Source organism: Emticicia sp. (genome assembly GCF_049241225.1).
Lineage (GTDB): Bacteria > Bacteroidota > Bacteroidia > Cytophagales > Spirosomataceae > Emticicia.
On the sequence record NZ_JBMLRC010000352.1, the window covers coordinates 2284 to 7979 of the forward strand.

The window sequence follows — 5696 nt, forward strand, 5'->3', positions numbered from 1 at the left end:
AAGAAACCATTAATACCTCCATTACGCTCAGCTATTTGTCCCATATATTTGGTAATATAATCTTTGATACTTTGGCTGGCGTTCGGGTTGTCGAGTACTGCTTGTAAGCCAGTACGTACGTTTTGTGGCACGCTTGGGTTATTTATATCGAAAATATAAGCCAAATCGTTCTGTCCCGCCACGAAATCGGCATTACTATTTGTACCAGATAGCAAGGTGTAACGCGTGCCGCCAATACCTGAATAACGAAGCCCTATACTAACGCCATAGAACGTGGGAAGAGTACCATAAAATACAACTTTGTGGCGGAATTGATTATCCGAAGCTGTCATTTTGCTTAAATTACGAGGGTCATCTTTCACCGGTAAAACCAGGGTTGAGGTATTTGCTACGTTTCCATTAAACGATGTGTTATCTCTTGTATCGTTTAAAGTATAGCTCATCGAAATTTCACCATCTTTGAAATATTGATAAGTACCGTCAAGTACTACTGCAAACTGATTAACTTGGCCAGTGCTGTTTAATTCAAGTACACGACCCACTTTTTTGCTGATACGCCCCTGCAACCAGTCGCCTGATCCATTACTTGGCATTGTATTAAGTGGTACGTATACTCCACGGCCTGCCTCATTATCGAGTGTGAAATAAGGAGTCGTTACCATATTTCTATCAACATACACATAATTATTACGGGCCAAAGTCATGAAACCAGTTATACCCACTCTAAATTTATCGTTAATAAAATGGCTATAGGATAAGTTGGCTTTATAAACAACAGGAACCCTTGCATCAGTACCGTTTGTATTGATTGTAGGTAATTGGAAAGCCGCTAAAGTCGGAATCGCATCATAATTATTTCTGTAAGCATTGAAGTCGGCCACTGGAAGGTTCGGAGCTCTTACATCGACAGTAGCAGTATTATTACCATCAAAATATAGGTTATTGATAACTACATAGTTATTGAGATCGGATGAAAATACACCAGCACCTAAGCGAACAAAATCTTTGTGTCGGTCGTTGATATCCCATGATAACTGGAGACGTGGTTGAACAATAAACGAGCGAAGTTTATTATCCGTACGGATTCCTAATTCATCAAATACTAACTGATTAAACTTAGCTTCGGGATATTTTGCGTAATCTAAACGAATACCCGCTGTCATATCCAGACCTAAAGCAAGTTTAGTCTGCATTTGTCCGTAAATGCCTAAGTTCCAGATATTACTCGTCACACGTGGATCTGTCACCAAAGGTACTTCTCTGAAATAACGGTAAGGCTGATTGTTTTCAAAGGCAGTTATACCTAAATAATGAAAACGTCCGTTTACTTCACTTCCATATTTTGATATAGCATTTGTGTACATCAAATCGGCCCCAAAAGTGTAATTTATTTTATTAGTACTGTAATAGAAGTTATCAACCAATTGTAATACATTATTTTTGAAATTTTCTTGAGCAAAACGGTGTCCACCAATTTGAATATTAGTTGAACGTACGGCACCACCGATGGTAGAAGTTACGTTTTCGACAATTGCTCTCGGAATATTGGCAGATGGTAATTGGTCGCCAGGTGCACTATTTTGATAAGTGTAGAGGTGCTGTAATTTTAATTCATTTGTTATTTTTGGACCAGCCGTAGTACGCAGGGTCGCTAAAAAGCTATTATCTACGTTAAAGTCATTACCCGTTGATTCGTATAAATTAATGGCTGTATTATCCGTTAGGCCCAGCTTATTTCTATCATTTGTGTAATTATTTCTTATCGTCAAGAGATTATTACTGTTGATTTGCCAGTCGATACGAGCAAAAGCCGCATCCGAACCACGGTTTTTATCAAACGAACCATACTGCGGCGTATTTGCAACACCATATTTACTACGTGCAATGTTTACAAATCTATCAAGTGTTGCGTTGGTCACATTGAAGCGGCTTTCGTCTGCCTCCGATCGAATATCAGCAATTACCAATGAACGGAGGTCTTGCTGGTGGTCCCATGCCACAAAGAAATGAAGCTTGTCTTTAATGATTGGCCCACCAAGCGAGAAGCCATACTGATAGGTTGCGTAATTGTTATAACGGCGATTCCCACGAATATCATACGGGCTGGCCAGCCAGTTTGCACGCCCAAAAGTAAACGCACTTCCACTCAATGTATTAGTACCTGCCTTTGTTACGGCACTGACAGTTCCGCCACCACTACGCCCAAAAGTAATATCATACTGATTTGTCACAACTTTAAACTCACGAACTGCCTCAATCGAAATCGAGTAAGGAGCTCCACTTCGGCTTGTTGTAGAGCCAGCCGATGTTGGGTTTTTAGCATTCATACCATCAATTGTGTAGTTGGTCGAAGAACCCAACTGCCCCGACAGACTACCACCTCTACTGAGTGGAGAAAGGTCCATTAGAGTAGTAAAATTTCGACCATTAACAGGGAGTTTTGTGATTGATCTTGCCGAAACAGCAGTAGCTGCACCAATATTCTCGACTTTATTTTTCAAGCCGGATGCCACAACCTCGACTACTTCGAGGGTTTGTATACTTTCAGCCATTTCAAGATTTACTTTGATGGCATCACCCTGATTTAGTGAATAACCCGTACGTTTTTGGTCTCCATAACCAATAAAGGTCACACTTACAGAATAAGGCCCGCCCAAGGGCAATTCTTTGAAGATATACTCCCCCAAAGCATTTGTCAAAGTAGCAGTCGAGAAGCCTGTAGATTCATTACGAACTTTAACTGTTGCACCAGGGAGTGCTTTGCGTTGGTTATCTAAGATCACCCCCGAAATTGAGGCTTGTGTAGTTTGTGCAATTGCTTTGTGATGTAGAAAGAAAACACAAAGCATAAATGATGTGAAGAGTAATTTTTTAAACATTAGTGATATTTATGGTTTAAGGCCACAAAATAAACGCCGCCATATTACCTCAACATCACCTATTTATTATCTCTATATTATCTTACCAGTATCTTTGAATTTTGTCTAAAAAATATCGTTTATTATTATTCTCTAAAGTATTCTACTAATCCATCTATAGGGCTTTTTAGCACTTTGCCTACTTTTAACTTATGTCTTTGGGCTACTTTTATCAATAAATCTTTGTAATGAAATGCCACCGAACCCACAAAATTTACATTGGTTTCGTAGCACATTGGGTATTTCAGAATGTATTTTTCAAAAAATTGCAGGAAGCAATTTTCTACTAAATTACTACAAAAATCATCTTCAAGATTATCAAATAAAAATCTTGAAAACGACGCAAAATAACGATTCGGAAAGGGTTTATGATACGCATTTTCGAGAACCGTCAGCCTGTCCATTGTTCCGTATTGTTCTTCAAACTTTGTTCTGATTTCGAGCGGCATTTCTTTGTGTAAATAACTCAATAACAGGCTTTTACCCAAATGGCCACCACTACCTTCATCACCCAACCAAAAACCCAACGGCGGCACTTGAAAACCAGTTTTTTCACCATCAAAATAGATTGAGTTTGAACCAGTTCCCAAAATACACGCAACTCCTGCTGTTTTTCCACATGCTGCACGAGCTGCACCCACTACATCGCTTTGGGCTTCGATTTGTTGGCAAGTTGGAAAAACTTTCAAAATAGCCTCCTTAATTATGCCTGCTTTTTCTTCATTGGTTACACCCGTTCCGTAATAAAAAACTTGTGTTACTTCTTTCTTACATAGCGGTAAAAGATTGACTTTTAGTTCATTAGCAATCGAATTGGCATCTTGATAATATGGATTAAAACCGACTGTCTGTGTTTGGGCAAATACTTCGTTTTGGTCTAAAATTCGCCAATCGGTTTTGGTTGAGCCGCTATCTGCAATCAGAATCATGTAGAATATTGTTTTGTTGATGATTTAGGTCGTAAATATCAGAAATGTAGGACAGGTTTGCAACCTGTCGATGCGTAGAAATAGTTTTTACAAGTTCTCTGACACTGACAGGTTGCAAACCTGTCCTACTTGAAAACATAACATTTTTAATTTTTTATTTCATTAATTCAATAAATTCTTGCGTTAAATGGATACTTCCCAACTTTAAACTTAAAAAATAGTTAAATTCGCAACATAGCAACATCACCACTTACAGAATCATGGCAGAAGCGACTGAAAAACCATTAAATTTTATTGAACAAATTATCGAAGATGACCTCGCAGCAGGCAAAAATGATGGTCGAGTTTTGACCCGTTTCCCTCCTGAGCCAAACGGCTACTTGCACATTGGTCATGCTAAATCTATCTGTTTGAATTTTGGAGTTGCCCAGCGATACGGTGGAAAAACTAACCTTCGATTTGATGATACAAACCCAGTAACCGAAGAAACCGAATACGTCGAGTCTATCAAGGCTGATGTAAAATGGCTTGGTTTTGAATGGGCTGAGGAATTATATGCGTCCGATTATTTCGACCAACTTTACGAATTTGCCCTGAAACTTATCAAAAAAGGCTTGGCTTATGTCGATGATAGCACGTCGGAAGAAATGGCAGCCATGAAAGGTACGCCAACCGTTGCGGGTATCAATAGCCCATATCGTGAACGAACAATCGAAGAAAACCTTGATTTGTTTGTGCGTATGAAAAACGGCGAGTTTGCCGAAGGAACGAGAGTTTTGAGAGCCAAAATCAATATGGCTTCTACGAATATGCTCATGCGTGACCCTATCATTTATCGCATAAAATTTGCCACGCATCACCGTACGGGCGATAAGTGGTGTATCTATCCAATGTATGATTTTGCCCACGGTCAATCTGATTCGATTGAGCAAATTACGCATTCAATCTGTACGTTGGAGTTTGTACCTCACCGTGAGCTTTACGATTGGTGTATCGAAAGTTTGGAGATTTTCCCTTCAAAACAATACGAATTTGCTCGTTTGAATCTTTCTTACGCCATTACGAGTAAGCGTAAATTATTACAACTCGTCAACGAAAACTTCGTAACAGGTTGGGACGACCCACGTATGCCTACGATTTCGGGAATGCGTCGTCGTGGATACACGCCCGAAGCGATTCGTGAGTTCTGCGACCGTATCGGTATTGCCAAACGTGATAATTTGATTGATGTAAGTTTGTTAGAGTTCTGCGTACGTGAACATCTCAATAAAGTAGCCACTCGTGTGATGGCCGTGCTTGACCCAATCAAAGTAGTGATTACGAATTATCCAGAAGGGCAAATAGAGGAATTAACTGCCGAAAATAACCCCGAAGACCACGAAAGTGGTTCGAGAATTATGCCATTTAGCCGTGAAATTTTGATTGAAAAAGAAGATTTCATGGAAAATCCAACGAAAAAATATTTCCGTTTGGGGCCTGGCTTAATGGTTCGTTTAAAACACGCTTATATTATCAAATGTGATGATGTGGTGAAAGATGAAAACGGCGAAATTGTTGAACTTCACTGCTCATACATCGAAAATTCACGAAGCGGAAACGATACTTCGGGTATTAATGTAAAAGGAACTATCCACTGGGTATCAGAAGCACAAGCCGTTGATGCCGAAGTAAGACTTTACGACCGATTGTTTAAGGTAGAAGACCCAAGTCGTGAAGATGGCGATTTCAAGGAATATTTAAACCCAGAGTCGTTGCAAGTGATAACGGCAAAAGTTGAGCCTGCACTCAAAAATGCAACGCTCGGCACACCGTATCAGTTTTTGCGTAAAGGATATTTCTGCTTAGACCC

The 5696-nt window shown here is 39.6% G+C and carries 3 protein-coding genes; 1 reads left to right on the plus strand and 2 read right to left on the minus strand.

The window, feature by feature from the left end; genetic code table 11:
* Both ACOVO2_RS18910 and ACOVO2_RS18915 read right to left on the minus strand, forming a co-directional pair.
* Positions 1 to 2879: carboxypeptidase regulatory-like domain-containing protein (locus ACOVO2_RS18910; protein WP_421771473.1), on the minus strand; the 2879-nt coding region annotated here is incomplete at its 3' end.
* 125 nt (positions 2880 to 3004) lie between these two features.
* Positions 3005 to 3847: an N-acetylglucosamine kinase gene (locus ACOVO2_RS18915; RefSeq protein WP_421771474.1), complete on the minus strand. Its 843-nt coding sequence runs from the start codon at positions 3845 to 3847 to the stop codon at positions 3005 to 3007.
* 260 nt (positions 3848 to 4107) lie between these two features.
* Here ACOVO2_RS18915 and ACOVO2_RS18920 point away from each other — a divergent pair.
* A partial coding sequence (locus ACOVO2_RS18920; protein ID WP_421771475.1) for a glutamine--tRNA ligase/YqeY domain fusion protein occupies positions 4108 to 5696 on the plus strand: 1589 nt, incomplete at its 3' end.

Bases quoted from the DNA above. Each gene is read 5' to 3' on its own strand.
- ACOVO2_RS18915 (WP_421771474.1), bottom strand. From the start codon at position 3,847: ATGATTCTGATTGCAGATAGCGGCTCAACCAAAACCGATTGGCGAATT.